The 16,800-nt window shown below is 50.9% G+C and carries 19 protein-coding genes; 11 read left to right on the top strand and 8 right to left on the bottom strand.

Annotation, left to right across the window (positions count from 1 at the left end; all coding sequences use genetic code 11):
- The first annotated feature begins 20 nt into the window (after positions 1–20).
- The 4 genes from pstA to E4L36_RS11725 all read left to right on the top strand — a co-directional run bounded on the left by pstA (position 21) and on the right by E4L36_RS11725 (position 5,043).
- Complete coding sequence (pstA, locus tag E4L36_RS11740) at positions 21–1,709, top strand: phosphate ABC transporter permease PstA (protein ID WP_206064545.1); 1,689 nt, start codon at positions 21–23, stop codon at positions 1,707–1,709.
- 38 nt (positions 1,710–1,747) lie between these two features.
- The gene (pstB, locus tag E4L36_RS11735) at positions 1,748–2,581 is read left to right on the top strand and encodes a phosphate ABC transporter ATP-binding protein PstB (RefSeq protein ID WP_127693658.1); all 834 of its coding nucleotides are present in this window, start codon (positions 1,748–1,750) and stop codon (positions 2,579–2,581) included.
- A 50-nt stretch (positions 2,582–2,631) separates the two neighbouring features.
- Positions 2,632–3,369, top strand: a complete 738-nt coding sequence (phoU, locus tag E4L36_RS11730) for a phosphate signaling complex protein PhoU (RefSeq protein WP_136680764.1) — start codon at positions 2,632–2,634, stop codon at positions 3,367–3,369.
- Between the two features lie 162 nt (positions 3,370–3,531).
- Complete coding sequence (locus tag E4L36_RS11725; RefSeq protein ID WP_136680763.1) at positions 3,532–5,043, top strand: diguanylate cyclase; 1,512 nt, start codon at positions 3,532–3,534, stop codon at positions 5,041–5,043.
- Here E4L36_RS11725 and E4L36_RS11720 read toward each other — a convergent pair.
- Positions 5,040–5,627 carry a DUF1415 domain-containing protein gene (locus E4L36_RS11720; RefSeq protein WP_136680762.1) on the bottom strand — a complete coding sequence of 196 codons (588 nt, stop codon included), beginning with the start codon at positions 5,625–5,627 and terminating at the stop codon, positions 5,040–5,042. The genes E4L36_RS11725 and E4L36_RS11720 overlap by 4 nt on opposite strands.
- A 125-nt stretch (positions 5,628–5,752) precedes the next feature.
- Here E4L36_RS11720 and E4L36_RS11715 point away from each other — a divergent pair, with 125 nt between their 5' ends.
- The 4 genes from E4L36_RS11715 (at position 5,753) to phoR (ending at position 9,400) form a co-directional block, all read left to right on the top strand.
- Positions 5,753–6,307 carry a chorismate lyase gene (locus E4L36_RS11715; protein ID WP_136680761.1) on the top strand — a complete coding sequence of 185 codons (555 nt, stop codon included), beginning with the start codon at positions 5,753–5,755 and terminating at the stop codon, positions 6,305–6,307.
- Positions 6,308–6,420: 113 nt separating this feature from the next.
- Positions 6,421–7,278 (top strand): 4-hydroxybenzoate octaprenyltransferase, encoded by an 858-nt coding sequence (gene ubiA / locus E4L36_RS11710; protein WP_136680788.1) that lies wholly within the window; start codon positions 6,421–6,423, stop codon positions 7,276–7,278.
- Between the two features lie 86 nt (positions 7,279–7,364).
- The gene (gene phoB / locus E4L36_RS11705) at positions 7,365–8,060 is read left to right on the top strand and encodes a phosphate regulon transcriptional regulator PhoB (protein ID WP_127693653.1); all 696 of its coding nucleotides are present in this window, start codon (positions 7,365–7,367) and stop codon (positions 8,058–8,060) included.
- A gap of 35 nt (positions 8,061–8,095) precedes the next feature.
- Complete coding sequence (phoR, locus tag E4L36_RS11700; protein ID WP_136680760.1) at positions 8,096–9,400, top strand: phosphate regulon sensor histidine kinase PhoR; 1,305 nt, start codon at positions 8,096–8,098, stop codon at positions 9,398–9,400.
- A 3-nt stretch (positions 9,401–9,403) separates the two neighbouring features.
- On the opposite strand, the gene cysZ is transcribed toward phoR, so the two are convergent.
- Together cysZ and E4L36_RS11690 are read right to left on the bottom strand one after the other, a co-directional pair.
- The gene (gene cysZ / locus E4L36_RS11695) at positions 9,404–10,144 is read right to left on the bottom strand and encodes a sulfate transporter CysZ (protein ID WP_136680759.1); all 741 of its coding nucleotides are present in this window, start codon (positions 10,142–10,144) and stop codon (positions 9,404–9,406) included.
- 8 nt (positions 10,145–10,152) lie between these two features.
- Positions 10,153–10,380: a hypothetical protein gene (locus tag E4L36_RS11690; RefSeq protein WP_127693650.1), complete on the bottom strand. Its 228-nt coding sequence runs from the start codon at positions 10,378–10,380 to the stop codon at positions 10,153–10,155.
- Positions 10,381–10,507: 127 nt separating this feature from the next.
- Between E4L36_RS11690 and E4L36_RS11685 the strand changes: the two genes are divergently transcribed.
- On the top strand, positions 10,508–11,449 hold the full coding sequence (locus E4L36_RS11685) for an NADP-dependent oxidoreductase (protein WP_136680758.1): 942 nt from the start codon (positions 10,508–10,510) through the stop codon (positions 11,447–11,449).
- Positions 11,450–11,467: 18 nt separating this feature from the next.
- Here the strand turns inward: E4L36_RS11685 and E4L36_RS11680 are convergent, their stop codons facing one another.
- The 5 genes from E4L36_RS11680 to E4L36_RS11660 all read right to left on the bottom strand — a co-directional run bounded on the left by E4L36_RS11680 (position 11,468) and on the right by E4L36_RS11660 (position 14,637).
- Positions 11,468–12,130, bottom strand: coding sequence for a hypothetical protein (locus E4L36_RS11680; RefSeq protein WP_136680757.1), 663 nt, complete (start codon positions 12,128–12,130; stop codon positions 11,468–11,470).
- A 10-nt stretch (positions 12,131–12,140) separates the two neighbouring features.
- Positions 12,141–13,127, bottom strand: a complete 987-nt coding sequence (locus E4L36_RS11675; RefSeq protein ID WP_136680756.1) for an ATP/GTP-binding protein — start codon at positions 13,125–13,127, stop codon at positions 12,141–12,143.
- A 188-nt stretch (positions 13,128–13,315) separates the two neighbouring features.
- The gene (locus E4L36_RS17990) at positions 13,316–13,747 is read right to left on the bottom strand and encodes a hypothetical protein (RefSeq protein ID WP_240770714.1); all 432 of its coding nucleotides are present in this window, start codon (positions 13,745–13,747) and stop codon (positions 13,316–13,318) included.
- Positions 13,748–13,771: 24 nt separating this feature from the next.
- The gene (locus E4L36_RS11665) at positions 13,772–14,029 is read right to left on the bottom strand and encodes a hypothetical protein (RefSeq protein ID WP_136680755.1); all 258 of its coding nucleotides are present in this window, start codon (positions 14,027–14,029) and stop codon (positions 13,772–13,774) included.
- A complete protein-coding gene (locus E4L36_RS11660) occupies positions 14,029–14,637 on the bottom strand; it encodes a YjaG family protein (protein WP_127693645.1) in 609 nt (202 codons plus the stop codon). Before E4L36_RS11660 ends, E4L36_RS11665 begins: the two co-directional genes overlap by 1 nt.
- Before the next feature lie 166 nt (positions 14,638–14,803).
- On the opposite strand from E4L36_RS11660, the gene E4L36_RS11655 reads away from it, so the two are divergent.
- Together E4L36_RS11655 and E4L36_RS11650 are read left to right on the top strand one after the other, a co-directional pair.
- Entirely contained in the window at positions 14,804–15,355 is a 552-nt protein-coding gene (locus E4L36_RS11655; RefSeq protein WP_136680754.1) for a TRAP transporter small permease subunit, read from the top strand.
- Entirely contained in the window at positions 15,352–16,731 is a 1,380-nt protein-coding gene (locus E4L36_RS11650) for a TRAP transporter large permease subunit (RefSeq protein WP_136680753.1), read from the top strand. Before E4L36_RS11655 ends, E4L36_RS11650 begins: the two co-directional genes overlap by 4 nt.
- Positions 16,732–16,800: the final 69 nt, after the last annotated feature.

The raw sequence follows: 16,800 nt of genomic DNA, 5'->3' as shown, positions 1-16,800 counted from the left end.
ATTATCGAGGATTGATGAAAATGAAAGTCTCTTTTTCTGAATGGGCCAAATCCGGATCACCTTGGGTTTGGTTAAACGCTGGGGCTGTTGCCATCAGCATTATTATGGTCGTGGGGCTATTGCTCCTGATCGCATCGCGCGGCTTGGTGCACTTCTGGCCTGCGGATATTTTGCAAGCAACCTATTCGCAAAATAACCACTCTATTCGCATCATCGGTGAAACAGTTGATAGCGAGCAAGTCCCTGCAACACAGCTGCGGGATGCTGGCGTAGATGTACCAGAAGGTGTCGAAGAGATGCGCCGCGACCTGATGAAAATTGGTAACCGTGACGTAGGCGGTACCGATTTCACGTGGGTACTACACGACAACCTATCCAACCAGCAGTATCCAGAGATGCTATTCGCGGCAGAGCGCCACGAATGGGGTAACTTCTATGGCTACCTGCGCGCACTTAAAGAGGGCGACACCGTTGTCGGCCAGTACGATGGCTACGACAAAACGCCTGAATATTTAGCGCTGTGGGACAAGTTTGAGGCGAGCATTGAGCGCGCGCAGGAGATTCATGACTCGATCTACCAGATCGAAAAGCATGAGATCGGCGCCATCAACTATGAGATCGAGCGCCTGCGCTTGAAGCAGCGCTCATTGGAGCTAGACGGCTCTACCGATGCTGCCGCATTCGCGGAAATTGACGCTCGCCGCGCAGAGCTTGGCGAAGAATATAAAGTACTGCAGGATGAACTTATCGATCTATACGGCCAGATCAACCGCGACAAAATCGTGGCTGAAGTATCAGGTGGCCAAACTATCGAGATCGATATCGCCAAAATCGTTCGCGCTTTCCGCCCGAACGATATGGGTATCTTTGCAAAGCTTGGCCATTACGGTAGCAAACTGTGGGAGTTTGTCTCAGACGAGCCACGTGAAGCGAATACGGAAGGGGGTATTTTCCCAGCGATCTTCGGTACCGTTTTGATGGTCATCATCATGTCGGTTCTGGTAACACCTTTCGGAGTTATCGCAGCGGTTTACCTGCGCGAGTATGCCAAACAAGGCTTCACTACGCGTTTGATCCGCATTGCGGTGAACAACTTAGCAGGCGTTCCATCCATCGTTTATGGTGTATTCGGCTTAGGTTTCTTCGTCTACTTCTTAGGCGGTAACATCGACCGTTTGTTCTACCCTGAAGCCCTACCATCACCTACCTTTGGTACGGGCGGTCTTATGTGGGCATCCATCACGCTAGCACTGCTTACTGTTCCGGTGGTTATCGTAGCAACGGAAGAGGGTTTAACACGTATTCCACGCGCGATCCGTGAGGGTTCTTTGGCGCTTGGCGCAACAAAAGCAGAGACACTATGGAAAGTCGTACTGCCCATGGCGAGCCCTGCCATGATGACCGGTGTCATTCTTGCCATCGCACGTGCAGCCGGTGAGGTAGCACCCCTCATGTTGGTGGGCGTTGTGAAGCTAGCGCCAAACTTGCCGCTGGATGGTAACTACCCATTCCTGCACTTGGATCAGAAATTTATGCACTTGGGCTTCCATATCTATGATGTGGGCTTCCAGAGCCCTAACGTTGAAGCGGCTCGACCGCTAGTATATGCAACAGCACTATTGCTGGTTGCGGTTATCGCACTGCTTAACATCTCAGCAGTCCAGATCCGTAACCATCTGCGTGAAAAATACAAAGCGCTCGAAATGTAACGCTGTTTTAACGAATTTTAGAAAAAGGTTTATTGAAGATGACGACTGACGCGAAAACTCATGGCATCGATATCTCTTCGTTGCAGCGTGCCGACCGCAACCTTAGCCTCGATACCGAAACAACGACGCTACAGGTAAAGGACCTACGCTTGGCGTATGGCGAAAAAGAAGCGCTACACGGTATCAACATGGATATTCCGAAGAAGCGTGTAACAGCCTTTATCGGCCCATCCGGTTGCGGTAAGTCTACCCTGCTACGCTGCTTCAACCGTATGAACGACTTAGTTGATGGTTGTAATATCTCCGGCCAGATCTTGCTGGATGGCAACAACATCTACGACCGTGCGGTAGAAGTTGCTGACTTGCGCCGCCGCGTGGGTATGGTGTTCCAGAAGCCCAACCCATTCCCAAAATCGATCTACGAGAACGTGGCTTATGGCCTGCGTATCCAAGGCATCAATAAGAAGCGTGAAATTGATGAAACGGTTGAGTGGGCGCTTAAATCCGCTGCACTGTGGGATGAGGTAAAAGATCGCTTACACGAAAGCGCACTGGGTATGTCCGGTGGTCAGCAGCAACGTTTGGTTATCGCGCGTACCATCGCCGTGAAGCCAGAGGTTCTGCTACTCGACGAACCCGCTTCTGCACTAGACCCTATCTCTACTTTGAAAATTGAAGAGCTGATCCACGAGCTGAAAAATGACTTCACGATCGTGATCGTTACCCACAACATGCAACAGGCAGCCCGTGTTTCCGACTATACTGCCTTCATGTATATGGGTGATTTGATCGAGTTTGGTGTGACAGACACCCTCTTCACTAACCCTGAGAAGAAGCAGACCGAAGACTACATCACAGGTCGTTACGGTTAACCGTAATCGCGTTCTCAATTAACTGAATATATAGGCCGGAGTACCTAACAGTGGAACTCAAACAGGACAACTACTCGACTCACATCTCACAGCAATTTAACGATGAGCTGGAAGAGATTCGTACCGAGCTACTTACCATGGGTGGTATCGTAGAGCGCCAAGTACATGATGCGATTGAAGCCCTTCTGACCGGTGATGCGGAGATGGCCGAGCGGTCACGTCGCGTTGACAAGCAAACTAACGACATGGAAGTGATGATCGACGAGCGCTGCACAACGATCATTGCCCGCCGCCAACCGGCAGCGAGCGACCTGCGCCTGATCGTAGCGATCTCGAAAGCGGTCAACGACCTAGAGCGTATGGGCGATGAAGCTAGCCGTATCTGCCGCCATGCCATTGAGCTGGTTGAAGATGGCGACTCCCAACGCGGTTATCAGGAAGTTCGTCACATCGGTAACCTAGTGCGCAACATGGTGAAAGATGTACTGACCGCCTTTGCACGTAACGATGCTGAGCTTGCTTACCATGTTGCTAAGCAAGACAAAGCGGTTGATCTTGAATACCGGACGGCGATGCGCTCACTGATGACCTATATGATGGAAGACTCACGCGCGATCTCGAGCTGTCTAAACGTCATCTGGGTACTGCGTAGCTTGGAGCGTATCGGTGATCACGCACGTAATATGTCTGAGCACCTGATCTACCTCGTTAGCGGTACCGATGTACGCCACCTGCCTCTGTCTGAGATTAAAGAGACGGCTGGCATTAGTGACAGCACCGAAGATTAAGCGCCCCTCAAGCGCATCTAAACAGCGCCACATGGCGCTGTTTTTCGTTTCACTCAGCGACGACTAAGCCAACACACGCTAGCCTGCTCCCAAGTTTTTTCTCTATTGGCCGATACCTTGATTGAATAGGTATTCCAGGTAACGCACCGAGTGGTTTGATCTATGCTGCAATATATCGTTTATGCCGACCTCAACTGCCCGTACAGCTATGCACTGCACGAGCGCCTGTATGCATTGAACTTGCTTGATCAAGTTGAGTACCGCTTGGTCGAACATGCCCAAGATATCGGCTTGCAGGGTAACTCTCCCGATCTACTCGCGGAGCTTGCCAGCGACGTTTTTTCGGTTCGCAGCTACGCCAGTGATATCAGTATTGCTCTACCTCCCGAGCGCCCTGATAGCCGCTTTGCCAACTTATGCGTTATTGCTGCGGGTCTCATCGATCCTGAAAAAGCCCAACTGTTCCGCCGCCTGTTTTACAAAGCGCTTTGGGTTGATGGCCTTGATATCGCAAGTCCTGCGGTCATCTTTGATTGTTTGGAAGCCGCCGGTTTACCCACCGAGTTATCGGTCGATTTTGAGTGCGAAGAGATACTTGATACCTGGCAGGATGCTTGGGAGTCTAGCCATGTGGGATCCCGCGTCCCTGTTATTCTTGCCAACGACGGGCGTAAGCTACTCGGATTAGCTACCAACGAAGAGATCACCGCATTCTTTGCGGGTGAGTCCACCGATGTTGAGTATGACTCGGGTAAAGCCTGCAAGTACGCGCAGCACCATACCATCGCAGTATTCGCCCCCGAGGGTATCAGCACCGTCTGGCAAACCATTGATGCTTTGCGCGCCAGTTACAATATTTTACTCCCCGCCACCTTCGCTGACCTGAAACAATTATTGGAATCCGCCGAGCAAACGCCGGATCTAATTCTGGTCGCCGCAGGTGATGGGTGGCTGCAAAACTTGCTCTACTGCCAACGGATGGTGCAGCAGTTTAATCATGCGTTTATACCGATCGCGATTGCGGGCGCAGAATCAGATGATCAACAGGAGGTCACCGCTTACTCCCACGGTGTATCGGATTATCTTGTCCAAGATCGCGCCCCCGCAGTGCTCAAAGCGCGTATACGCATGATGCTAGATCTCAAGCGCTCGCGTGATGTGCTGGAGCGTTCGGCTCGGATCGATGGCCTTACCGGTGTAAACAACCGTCGTGAGTTCGAAAAGCAGCTCGAGATGGAGTGGCGCCGCTGTGCCCGCACCCGTCAGCCGTTGTCACTCATTATGGTGGATGTTGATCATTTCAAAGCATTTAACGACCGATACGGTCATTTAGCGGGCGATAGCTGCCTGCGACGTGTGGCCAGTGCCATGCAAAACAGTGTTAATCGCTCCCACGATGCTATTTTTCGCTACGGCGGAGAGGAGTTCGCCGTGCTGCTACCAGATACGGATAAAGCCGGCGCGCTCAACGTGGCACAAGCTATTCGCGATCAAATTCTCGCCCTTGGTATTCCTCACGACCGCTCATCAGCCGGCCTGGTGGTGACCGCCAGCCAAGGCTTGGAAACCTTAGTGCCCAGTGCCGAAAACAGCCCGCACCAACTGGTAGAGCACGCCGACACTGCGCTCTATAAAGCGAAAAAGCGCAGCCGTAACTGCGTGGTTGCTGCCTAACGCGCGTGCGTATCCCAATAGTCGGCTAACGGCGGGAATCTCTCGATCAGTCCCGCTTTGCCCAGCTCATGCATCAAGGCAATATTCCGCTCAGGGATCGCATCAGGGTCCTTGTAGTGGGCCAAGACTCTGCTCATCTGGTTTTCACGAATGATGTGCAACATTGGAAAGGGAGAGCGGTTAGTCCAATGGCTTAAGTCATCTTGATCCACACCCGCAAACAGATAACCCGGGTGAAAGCTAGCGACCTGAAACTGCTCACTCATTCCCGCTTGATCGAGTAACCGCTCGCAGGTGTGTAACAGATCGAGATAGTCGTAAAAGTCAGCGGTTGCGTTGGGAAATATATAGAGTGTTGTTGCCACGCTTTTTTCATCGCTACGCTGAATGAGGTCTAACTCATCTAAAAAGCCCGCTGCGACGGCCTCATCGGTTGCGGCGTCAGTAACGCTGTAACGCAATGAATCTTGCTTAACGACGGGCGCGGCAAACGGGCATAAGTTCAGCCCCACCACCATCGTTTCAACCCATGCACGCGTTAATGTAGCCGCTGCTACTTTGTCTTGTTCTGAACATATTTTCATGGCCGCATCCTAATTCATTGTGGCGCTAATCGAAAGTGACCAAGCGCACGCTTTCGTAAGGCCAGCGGTGACGTGCTGCATGGGAAAGGAGTAGAATACCTGCCGAGCTTATAAAGGAATTGTTTGTGCCCGTCCGCCACTCTCTTATTCACGCCAGTTTTGATGCCCGCTGGTATCATTTGCGCCGCTTGTCCGCACTCCATGCGCCCTACCACTGGCAGCGCTGGTTAACTGACCGCGGCTCACTGACACAGCACCTGATAAATGCCAGCCAAGGTCATTTTAGCGTTGAAGTGATTGCACAAGGCTGGGGACGCCCGAACCGCTCGGAAGCACAGATATTGGGAATGCCACCACGCCAGCTCGCACTCATTCGTGAAGTCCACTTACTGGGCAATCAGGAGCCGTGGGTTTACGCACGCTCAATTATTCCTGCGGCAACGCTGACAGGTCGCGAGCGACAGCTCCACCACGTCGGTAACCGGTCGCTAGGCAGTGTGCTCTTTAATGACCGAACCATGCGCCGCGGCCCCCTCGAAGTCAGCCGGTTCGATATCACCAGCGAGCAAACGCTATGGGCACGGCGCTCCCAGTTTTATCTATCCAATAAACCCCTACTCGTATGTGAGGTTTTTTTACCGGCACTAGAGCAGGTAAACTATCAGCCCACAACGAGCTAGCCCTGATCTCAAACGGGGTTGAATTCCATTAGCATACCGTCACGGTGACTTTCAAAGGTGACGGGTGATGATATAAAAGGATTGTTATGCCCGGTGCCCCCCTATTTAAGCCCATGAGCTTACGCGAGCGGTTGGATGTCTATGTCAATTTGACGCGTTTCAACCGGCCTATCGGCAGCTACCTGCTGTTATGGCCAACCTTGTGGGCACTATGGATCGCATCTGAAGGCATTCCCGACCTCAAGCTCATTGCTGTCTTTACATTGGGCGTTTTTCTGACGCGCTCCGCTGGCTGTGTTATCAACGACTTTGCAGATCGGAAAGTTGATGGGCATGTAAAGCGCACCGCTCAACGCCCCTTAGCGACGGGAAAAATCACCGCCAAAGAAGCACTATTACTGTTTGCTGCGCTCATGCTTGTTGCATTTGGCTTAGTGCTGCTAACCAATACGATGACGATTCTTATGTCATTTGGTGGTCTGTTTCTCGCATCACTCTACCCTTTTATGAAACGTTATACCCACCTACCGCAAGTGGTTCTCGGCGCAGCGTTTGGGTGGGCGATCCCCATGGCATTTACCGCTGTTGGCGAACAGATTCCGCTGATCGCATGGGTGATCTACAGTGCCAAGCTACTCTGGACCGTGGCTTACGACACCATGTACGCCATGGTTGACCGAGATGATGACCTCAAGATTGGTATCAAATCGACCGCTATTCTGTTTGGCCAATACGATAAACTCATTATCGCGATACTGCTGATACTCACCCTTATCCTCCTTGTAGTAGCGGGCTTTCTGGCTCAGCTCGGTGGCTTTTACTATCTCGGCCTACTGGGGGCTGTCGGTTGCTTTGTTTACCAGATGCGGCTGATCAAAGATCGCGAGCGAGCCCCTTGTTTTCGTGCCTTTTTGAATAACCACTACGCGGGGTTGTCGGTCTTTGTTGGCATTTTTCTTCACTATCTTTAGTGAATTGTTCTAGCATGTAACAATAGTGTCACAATAAAACATTGTAATACTCCCGTCTTATTTTAAGCGTAAGAGGCGGTTTACCCATGTCGGCAAGCAAGAAAGTGCTGATCGTTGATGACGAAGCTCCTATCAGGGAAATGATTGCAGTAGCTCTGGAGATGGCAGGCTACGAGTGCATCGAGGCAGATAATGCTCAAGAAGCACATGCGTTAGTTGTTGATCAAAAGCCAGATATGATTCTGCTCGATTGGATGATGCCAAACATGAGTGGCATTGAGTTGGCACGCCGCCTGCGTAAAGATGAAACCACCGCTGATGTGCCGATTATTATGCTCACGGCTAAAACGGAAGAGGAGCATAAGGTAAAAGGCCTTGAAGCCGGTGTTGATGACTACATCACCAAGCCTTTTTCACCACGCGAACTCGTTGCACGCCTCAAAGCAGTGCTTCGCCGAGCGACGCCTAAAGGGATCGAAGAACCCGTTACAGTTGAAGGGTTAACACTCGATCCAATTTCACACCGCGTGACCGCCAATGACAAGCCAATAGAACTTGGCCCAACCGAGTTTCGTTTGTTACAGTTCTTCATGACCCACCAAGACCGCGCATACTCCCGTGGGCAGTTGCTCGATATGGTTTGGGGTGGCAATGTTTACGTTGAAGAACGCACTGTGGATGTGCATATCCGACGCTTGCGCAAAGCGCTGGGTAGTCAGCACGACCATTTGGTACAAACAGTGCGCGGCACGGGCTACCGCTTCTCGACGCAGGTTGCATAGCACCGCTGCTGCACGCAATCTAGGTTAAACAGTTTATGCAAAAATCGCCTCGTGCTGGCGTTAGCGGCCTCTTTGCTGTTATCGCACTGCCAGCTTTTATTGGCTTACTGCTAGGTAGTTTAAGTTGGGGACTGGTTGCGGGTTTATCGCTCTGGGCCTACCTGCAACTACGACAAACACGCCGCCTGCAAAAATGGCTATTAAGCACCGATTTACTGCCGCCTGAAAGCCATGGCCAGTGGGGCGATATCTTCGACGATCTCGCACGCTTGCAAAAGCGCCATCGCAACAAGAGCAAAGATCTACGTAGTGTTATCAGCCGCTTCCAGCAGTCCTCCTCTGCTCTCCCTGATGCGGTCGTTATTGTTGATAAGCAAAATAACTTAGAGTGGTGGAATCGTGCAGCTGAGCGGCTGATCGGCTTGAAAAGCTCAGCCGATCGCGGCAAACCTCTCATGAACTTGCTGCGCGACCCTCGCTTTATTCGCTATTACCGCAAAGCGCAGTACGAAGAGCCTTTGCAGTTACCTAGCCCGCTGCACAACGATACGGTTTTACAGTACCAGATCACCGAGTTTGGTGTGGGTGATCGTTTGATTGTTGCCCGTGATATTACGCGACTAATACGTCTTGAGCAGACGCGACAAGACTTTGTTGCTAATGCATCACACGAGCTGCGCACACCGCTTACAGTTATTCGCGGCTACCTCGAAACCTTTCTGGACCAGCCACTACCCAAACCCATGGAGCGCGCACTCACGCAGATGCAGAACCAAGCCATTCGTATGGAAAGCTTAGTATCCGATCTGCTGCTACTGTCGCGGCTTGAAGCCAGCCAACACATTCCCGATGAAAACCCTGTCAATATTCAAGGGATGCTGCGTTCCATTCAGGCTGATGCTATCGCACTATCTGGCGATAAGGAGCATCATATAGAGTTAGATGCCAACCCCAACTATGATCTGCTAGGGCAGTCACAAGAGCTGCAAAACGCCTTCTCTAACCTTGTGTTTAACGCGGTTCGCTACACGCCCGCTCAAGGCCATATCAAGGTGACTTGGGAAGTAGACACTGAAGGTGGTCATTTATGTGTGACCGATAATGGTATTGGTATCGATTCGATCCACCTTGGGCGTCTAACTGAGCGTTTTTATCGCGTCGATGAAGGGCGCTCTTCTGCCACAGGTGGAACGGGCTTGGGGCTCGCAATTGTGAAGCACGCGCTGCAGCGCCACGGCGCTCGCTTAGAGATTGAAAGCCAACCCGGGGTTGGTAGCAGCTTCTGCTGCCACTTCTCCCGGGATATGCTCACCAAGACACCGCAGTCGCTGGTGAGCTAGGTACTAGCAACCTGCGCGCTGGGCTTGGTCTTCGCTCCAGTACAACGTCGCACCAATGACCGCAGCAGGCATCATGATCAGATTCACCACCGGAATCAGCATTCCCATCTGAACGATGGCACCAAAGCTCAATGACGTGAGATTGCGCTCGGCTAGCAGTTCTTTCATACGACGGAAAGTAACTTTGTTGTTATCCATGGGATAGTCACAATATTGAATTGCCATCATCCAAGCGCCGAAGACAAACCAGAGCAGTGGCGAGAGCAAGTTAACGCCGGGTATCAGGCTGATAACGAGCAACGCTAATAAACGTGGCAAGTAGTACGCTAGCTTAGACAGCTCACGCGCAAGCGCGCGTGGCACCATCGTCAGCAACCCCTTCCAACCATCATCGGCGATACGCACACCACGTTGCTGTAGCTCCACCTTCTCAGACAGGAAGCCATTGAACGGCGCGGCGATCAGGTTCGCTACGATAGAGAAGCCGTAATAAACAACAATTAACACCAACAGTGCAAACAAAGGCCAAAGTAGGAAATCAAGAAAAGATAACCACGTTGGCAACTGCGACATCCAGTACGCCACCCAGCGATCAAACTCATTGATCAGCAACCAGATAGCACCCGAGAACAGCAGAATGTTTATCAACATCGGGATCAGAACGAACTGGCGAATACCCGGCTGCGTCAGCATGCTAAAACCACGTAAAAGGTAGCCCGCTCCTTTGACAGGATTTCCTCGCATCTTAACTCCTAAGCAACAAAAAAGACGATAAAGCGCATGACCACAGCAAGAATCATCAAGCCTAGTCCTGCACGGTTTACTTTGAATTCGATCGCATTAAAGCTGATCGTTGGCTGCCAAAACATCAGCACTGACTTCATATCTTTGGTACGTCCAACATACATCGCCAACGATACGCAAAATACGATCAATCCACCCCAGAATAGAAAAGGCTCAATCGTGGCTAGAAAGTTCATTTATCACTGCTCCTTTTGGTCTTATAAGGTGCCATAGACTAGCAGAATTGCGTTACAGGAGCTGCACAGATAGGCTTAAGTCTACTCTAATGTTTGACCGAAACAGCCCAGTAGCGAGGAGCACCGCGTGAAAGCAATACAACTACACACCTTTGGCGGTAACGATGTCTTAGGATATGAAGAGGTAAGCGAACCGAGCCTGAAGTTAGGTGATGTGCTGATTCAAACCCATGCGGCGGGTATCAACCCCATCGATTGGAAAACATGTTCTGGCGGCGGTGCTGCACCCTTCATTGGTGAGTTACCCTTTATTCCAGGATGGGAGTTCTCAGGTACAGTGATGGCATGTGGTGCAGATGTAGCGGACTATCAAACTGCTGATCGCGTCTGTGGCTTTATCCACTTCCCAGCGCGCGCAGGCTGCTTTGCTGAACAGATCGCAGCACCCGCCGCATCACTGGCAAGAGTCCCCGAAAATGTCGATATGAATGTGGCAGCAGCACTCCCTCTAGCAGGTTTAACAGCGTGGCAAGCGCTCTTTGAGGGCGCTAACTTGCAACCCAAGCAACGCATTCTCATCCTAGCGGCTGCAGGCGGTGTGGGCCATTTAGCCGTTCAGTTGGCAGCACACAAAAACGCCACCGTTATTGGTACGGCCTCTGCACCTAAGCATGCTTATCTTCGCGAGTTAGGCTGTCATGAAGTGATCGACTACCAAGCCGCCAACGTGGCAGATGTGATCGACCCTGTTGATGTGATTCTCGACTGCGTGGGTGGGCAACACGCCATCAACGCTCTACCCGCACTCAAAGCGGACGGCGTGATGGTCACACTACCCACGGTAACAAAGGATGAGGTGATAGCGGCGGGCGAAGCAGCCGACCGGAAAGTGCTCAGTATGCGGGCGGTGCCTAATGCCGAACAACTGGCCCAAATGCTCAGTCTAGCGGCAAGCGGAGATCTCGTACTGTCTGTCGCTGCTGAATATAAGCCTGAGCAGTTGGGTGAAGCGTTTGACCAGATCGCCTCAGGACGAACCCAAGGCAAGCTGGTTTTACGCTTCAAGTAGCTGAGCTGATACGCCGTGCTAGCGTGCTCCCTGCTGTGCGCTAGCACGCACAATATTGACAGCGTTTTGCAAAAACTGGCTGCGCTCGCTTTTATCGTCAATCTCGGTTGCAAGTACTTTGATCAACTCAGCAACCTTACTCTTTTGCGCACCATGCTCGCTATACCATTGATCATATGCATCATCGAAAACAATCGATGCCGCTGGACCAATATAAATGGCTAACCCTTCACGCAACTGATCCATAACACCTAGCAGTTCCGCCTCATGCCAAGGGCGCCCTGGGCGCTTAGGCTTAGCTGCAGCTTTATCTGGTGCCGGCGCAGGTGTTTCCTCCACCGCATCAGGTGTTAGCTGCTTGCGGATTTTCGGTACAGCAGAGCGAATGCTGGTATTGATAAGGGCTAGATTCACGTCCTTATCCGTCATCATCAGCAGTAGCACATCTGAATTGATCGCGTAGCCAATCAATAAGTTTTCATCTAATTCGAGAAATACCTCTCGGTGGTCTAGGTCCATCCCCTCAACCGCCATAAAGATCTGCCTAATGACACGGCAGGCACCCGCGATGTTTTCATCCAGAATGCTGGGGAATGTAGAGGCATCGACAGCGTCCTCCTTGAAGAGGCAGCTATGGTGAATCCCACCGAGTAGTTCGAGGTCTTTTAATATTTTTTCCATAGCTTAAACGTCAACCCCACTGCAAAAGATCGTCAACTTGTTGCTTCAACGCGCGAAACGATACCCGATTGGAGGATTGGATCCCGAGCACCTGTTCCGAGTCATTGAGAAATACCGTGATGTTATCCTCTTTCGCGCTACGCAAAGAGACACTTTGCACCTTACCAAGGTCAGATACTTCTTCGAACACTTTGACAACGCCAGAGACGAACCCTACGAAGTCGTTGACTTCACCAGACTCAATAGAGGAGGTAACTACATCACCCATATCATCGGTTAACGCCGCCCCTTTGACGCCTTTAAAGTTCATTACGTCATCAACAATTGAATCTTTCATCACGACCTCTTCTCCGCGATAGTCCTGAATCTCATAGCTGGATGCATCAACAGGTACCCATTCCTCTTCAAGCTCAGCGTCATTAGCTATCGCTCTCTTGGCAAGCTCAGCCCACTCGTTAAAGCGTACTTTATCTTGCAGGAGTTCCTCAACAACTGGCAAGACACTGGATGCTTTACGTGCATCGATAAAACGCACTCGGGCGTTAATACCCATCTCTTCTAGCGTATTTTCATACTCTAGTAGTGTTGGGGTATCACGTAGATCAGATCGGGTTACCCCAACGATGACAGGTTTACGCGAGATAAGCTCAGCGAACTCTTGCGCATAGTACTTAAGGTCTCGCATGGGATAGTTGCGTGTATTGTCCACCAAAAAGACGATACCCGCGCAGTCAGCGGCGATGTTGGTCGCCAGCATATCCCACATAAATTTGAAGCGCGCCTGCCCAGGCGTACCGTAGAGTTGCACAGCTTCATTGTCACTTAAAGTGAGACAGCCGTAATCCATAGCTACCGTCGTCGTAGGCTTTCGTCTTCCGGTGACATCTGAAGCCTTCGCTTCGGTTTCAATATTCTCGTGGTCATCGCAAATCGAGCGAATAGCCGAGGTCTTACCTGCCCCAACTGGCCCGATAAAAAGCAGTTTATGATAGTCCATTCGTAGCGATCCAAATGCGCTGGCGTTGCAGCGCTTCATTATTATTGTTGTGAGTCTACTCGTGACAGGTTTGGCGCCTAGCCAGCTTTCGCATCCCTGAAAGGCAGAGTATAAAAAATAGCCTAATTACCGACATAAATGAAGGGAGCAACCCAAGTTCAGTTAATTAAGCCTGAATGCATACGAAATTAAGGGGGATTAGAGCAGAAAAATGCTTGCTGGCGCATCAGTAACCGACAACCCTCGCCACGAATGTTGTTATCCCAACAAAAATATTTCGCCCAAGATTTGTCATCTTCGGTTGGCTTATCTCGGAACTCCGGCACGCCATCACAGAAGCCTGGTGTTGCGGTTGCTTGGCTTAGACAGGCTTTGAGAAACACACCGTTATTGACGGTACAGCTATATCCGAGGCAACCATCAAAGGACTGCAACGCCTCATTTAAACACGCTTGCTGGTCGTTTTGCTTACCAAAATCGAGCCCAGCACGTTGATACTGTTCTTTTTGCTCGGCACGTTCAGCGTTAAAGTCCGCTAACCATGCATCGCGATTCAGCCAAAACAGGGATGTAGCAACGACAACTAGAAGCAGCGCTCCCAACCACACTTTTTTTGCCATGACAGTTCCTTATCAGCGGGGCCGTTAACGACGCCTGTAGAGACCAAAAATACACATAAAGAGACCTAACACAGCCACCAGCATACCGCCGTTCACTGCAAGAGGATGACGTGCCATGTAAGGCACAAAGGGGTGCTGGTTATCCATATCGCACGCCATTAGGCTGTAGTTGAAACTACCACCACTGGACAAGCAATCGTTAACGCTGCTTTGTTCATACATAAAGCCCACCATGAGCGCCAAGCATGGCAGCACCAGCAGAATGAGTCCGACGCGTAACATTAGATATCTTCTGTGCTGATGCCAATATTGCTAAAGCCTTCATTGCGTGCCAGCTCACGGAGCGACTTCACAAAATCTCGGTCCAGTTGTTTAGTATTGAGCAGGCGCTCGACAACTGTCTCTTGGAACTCATCTTCTTGGATCATCAGTTCGTGGTTGGTAATGAAGCGGATAATCTCTTCATCAGACATCTGATCATCGCCTTCAGAGACTTCAATAAAGGTGGCAACAGCTTCACGGGATACGTTGCCTACAGCAACCGCTTCATCAACGTCTGCCTCCAGTAGGCAAACTAGCGTTGAGTAAAGTGATACCACCGCATCCAGCGCAGGTGATGCACCATACATCTCAAACTCATCCAGATCTGGCATATTGTTTTCGACTTTATCCAGCTGCACCTCGAAGTTCATCTTCGCGCCGCCCGGTACCAACGACTGCCAAACGCCATCCAAAATCGTAGCTAGCTGCTTTTGATCACCAAACTCCACAAGGCTACTGAACAAAGCAAAGTTCGGAAACTGCCGCTCGGTCAACGCTGCGCAGTATGCGGCGAGCTTGATATGGTCCAAAGTCCGCAGTTGCCCCTCTACAGGTAGTCGGTCTGTCATGTGAATGATCTCTTTCCACGTCTGATGAGGCCCCTATTGTATGATATTTCAGCGGATTTGCAGCTACTCTGAAAGGAAACCGTGGTTTTACGGATAAATAACTCATACCTTTGTTGATATACTTTTTCAGAATCCGTAACCCTTTTGCAAAATGACGAGAAGAATAATGCAAAGCAGCTTTCTTATCCCCTTAGTCAAAGGGATCGATTGCCTCAGCGAGTGGACCGGCAAGCTTATCGCTTGGCTAACACTACTCATGGTCATCGTCACCTTTGTCATCGTTGTTATGCGCTACGTCCTGAGTATCGGAAACGTGGCGCTTCAAGAATCGGTCATTTACATGCACAGCTTCGTGTTCCTATTAGGTGCAGCGTATACGCTTAAGCATGATGGCCACGTGCGTGTTGATATCTTCTATCGCCCGCTTTCAGAGCGTAACAAAGCGATCATCAACATCATCGGTACCCTGTTCCTGCTGATTCCTGTGGCCGGTTTTATCGGTTACATCTCTTGGGACTATGTAGCCAGCTCATGGGAACTCAAAGAGGGGTCACAAGAAGCTGGCGGTTTAGACTTTAGATACTTACTGAAGAGTGCGCTTGTGGTAATGCCAACGCTAATGATTCTCCAAGGGGTTGCGGAATTAGGTCGCTGTATTCTTGTATTAACGGGTCAAGGCCACCTGTTAGAGGAAGATGTTTCGGAGCACCCAGTATGATCGAGTATCTATCTCTTTTCCTATTTTTAGCGGCTGTACTCGTGCTGCTGATGGGCTACTCCGTAGCCTTCTCATTAGCCGGAACTGGGTTACTTTTCGCCGCCGTAGGCGCAGCAACCGGCCACTTTGATGCCGTATTCCTAGAGGCGATCCCGAACCGTCTATTTGGCATCATGAACAATGAGGTCTTAATAGCCGTCCCGCTGTTCGTCTTTATGGGCGTTATGCTCGAGAAATCCAAGATCGCAGAGGAACTGCTCGATACGATGGCGTCTCTGTTCGGTCCAATACGCGGAGGCCTGGGTATCTCTGTCACGGTGGTGGGCATGCTGCTCGCTGCGAGTACCGGTATCGTGGGCGCAACCGTTGTTACCATGGGCTTGTTGTCGCTGCCAACCATGCTACGACGCGGTTATGATCCACAGGTTGCTACCGGTGTTATTTGCGCGTCAGGTACGCTCGGCCAGATAATCCCACCCTCTATTGTATTGGTGTTACTGGGTGATGTTATCAGCTCAGCGTACCAACAAGCACAGATCGACCAAGGTATCTTTTCACCCGAAACCGTCACCGTCGGCGACCTTTTCTTAGGTGCATTAATACCCGGTTTGTTGCTTGTTTTAGCTTACATTCTCTACTTGGTTTACAAAGCGGTCGCGGCCCCTGAAACCGTACCTGCTATTCCTGAAGAGGATCGTGGCTCACGTGCAGAGCTACCAGGTAAAGTTATGAAGGTGTTACTGCCACCTATTATGCTGATCGGCTTAGTACTTGGTTCGATCCTTGGAGGCCTTGCGACACCCACTGAAGCTGCGGCTGTCGGTGCTGTTGGTGCGATTGTACTGTCGATGTTTAAGCGCAGCTTCAATCTTAAAGTACTCAACGAAGTGATGCGCTCCACCACTCAGGTTAGCTCCATGGTGTTTATCATTTTGGTGGGTGCATCGATCTTCTCTCTCGTATTCCGCGGCTACGGCGGCGACGATCTGGTTCGCGAATTCCTGACCGATCTACCCGGTGGTGTGTGGGGTGCTTTGGTTGTTGTGATGCTTGTGATGTTCTTGCTCGGCTTCTTCCTCGACTTTATCGAGATCACATTCGTTGTCGTGCCAATCGTTGCGCCTATTCTGCTCACCATGGGACTGGACCCAGTATGGCTAGGTATCATGATTGCGCTTAACCTCCAAACGTCATTCCTGACACCGCCGTTCGGGTTTGCGCTCTTCTATTTGCGAGGTGTTGCACCGGAATCGATCGCGACCATGCAGATATACAAGGGTGTTATTCCATTCATCGTTATTCAGCTCTGTATGCTTGGCTTGCTGGCCGCATGGCCATCGTTGGCCACTTGGCTACCAGAGGTTGTCTACGGCTAGATAACAATGCTGTCAAAGCCACCTTTAGAGGTGGCTTTTTTATGCCTAAGCCTCTGCGCTGGCAGCTAA

Source organism: Neptunomonas sp. XY-337 (assembly GCF_004959845.1).
GTDB lineage: Bacteria > Pseudomonadota > Gammaproteobacteria > Pseudomonadales > Balneatricaceae > Neptunomonas > Neptunomonas marina.
The sequence above is the reverse complement of the archived record's forward strand: the minus strand, read 5'-3'. Positions and strand labels throughout refer to the sequence as shown.

Coding starts and splice junctions, on each gene's coding strand:
- pstA (WP_206064545.1), top strand. CDS start 21: ATGAAAGTCTCTTTTTCTGAATGGGCCAAATCCGGATCACCTTGGGTT.
- pstB (WP_127693658.1), top strand. CDS start 1,748: ATGACGACTGACGCGAAAACTCATGGCATCGATATCTCTTCGTTGCAG.
- E4L36_RS11725 (WP_136680763.1), top strand. CDS start 3,532: ATGCTGCAATATATCGTTTATGCCGACCTCAACTGCCCGTACAGCTAT.
- E4L36_RS11720 (WP_136680762.1), bottom strand. CDS start 5,627: ATGAAAATATGTTCAGAACAAGACAAAGTAGCAGCGGCTACATTAACG.
- ubiA (WP_136680788.1), top strand. CDS start 6,421: ATGAGCTTACGCGAGCGGTTGGATGTCTATGTCAATTTGACGCGTTTC.
- phoB (WP_127693653.1), top strand. CDS start 7,365: ATGTCGGCAAGCAAGAAAGTGCTGATCGTTGATGACGAAGCTCCTATC.
- phoR (WP_136680760.1), top strand. CDS start 8,096: ATGCAAAAATCGCCTCGTGCTGGCGTTAGCGGCCTCTTTGCTGTTATC.
- cysZ (WP_136680759.1), bottom strand. CDS start 10,144: ATGCGAGGAAATCCTGTCAAAGGAGCGGGCTACCTTTTACGTGGTTTT.
- E4L36_RS11690 (WP_127693650.1), bottom strand. CDS start 10,380: ATGAACTTTCTAGCCACGATTGAGCCTTTTCTATTCTGGGGTGGATTG.
- E4L36_RS11680 (WP_136680757.1), bottom strand. CDS start 12,130: ATGGAAAAAATATTAAAAGACCTCGAACTACTCGGTGGGATTCACCAT.
- E4L36_RS11675 (WP_136680756.1), bottom strand. CDS start 13,127: ATGGACTATCATAAACTGCTTTTTATCGGGCCAGTTGGGGCAGGTAAG.
- E4L36_RS17990 (WP_240770714.1), bottom strand. CDS start 13,747: ATGGCAAAAAAAGTGTGGTTGGGAGCGCTGCTTCTAGTTGTCGTTGCT.
- E4L36_RS11665 (WP_136680755.1), bottom strand. CDS start 14,029: ATGTTACGCGTCGGACTCATTCTGCTGGTGCTGCCATGCTTGGCGCTC.
- E4L36_RS11660 (WP_127693645.1), bottom strand. CDS start 14,637: ATGACAGACCGACTACCTGTAGAGGGGCAACTGCGGACTTTGGACCAT.
- E4L36_RS11655 (WP_136680754.1), top strand. CDS start 14,804: ATGCAAAGCAGCTTTCTTATCCCCTTAGTCAAAGGGATCGATTGCCTC.
- E4L36_RS11650 (WP_136680753.1), top strand. CDS start 15,352: ATGATCGAGTATCTATCTCTTTTCCTATTTTTAGCGGCTGTACTCGTG.